General features: G+C 51.6%; 1 pseudogene. It reads right to left on the bottom strand.

Features of this window, described 5'->3' with window-relative positions:
• A pseudogene (locus VJL_RS25580) lies at positions 1-213 on the bottom strand (hypothetical protein); the annotation flags it as partial.

Here is a 213-nt window from a genome sequence, read left to right on the forward strand (position 1 = left end):
GTCCCCACTTCTTTTGCTGGTGCGCCCAAATCGTTAGTACCGTTCACCGTCACCGTAATGGTGCCGTCTTTAAGACCCGAAACGTCTAGCGTCGTGTTCCATTTACCCAATGCAGCCGCTGTCGTGGTTTGCGTGACTTCTTTATTGTCCGTATCGACCGCTTTGATGGTCAGTTCGTCAGAAGTTTCAAAGCGTGTGCTATCGCCACTGACG

Origin of the sequence: Vibrio jasicida CAIM 1864 = LMG 25398 (genome assembly GCF_000400365.1) — a bacterium.
GTDB classification, from domain to species: domain Bacteria; phylum Pseudomonadota; class Gammaproteobacteria; order Enterobacterales; family Vibrionaceae; genus Vibrio; species Vibrio jasicida.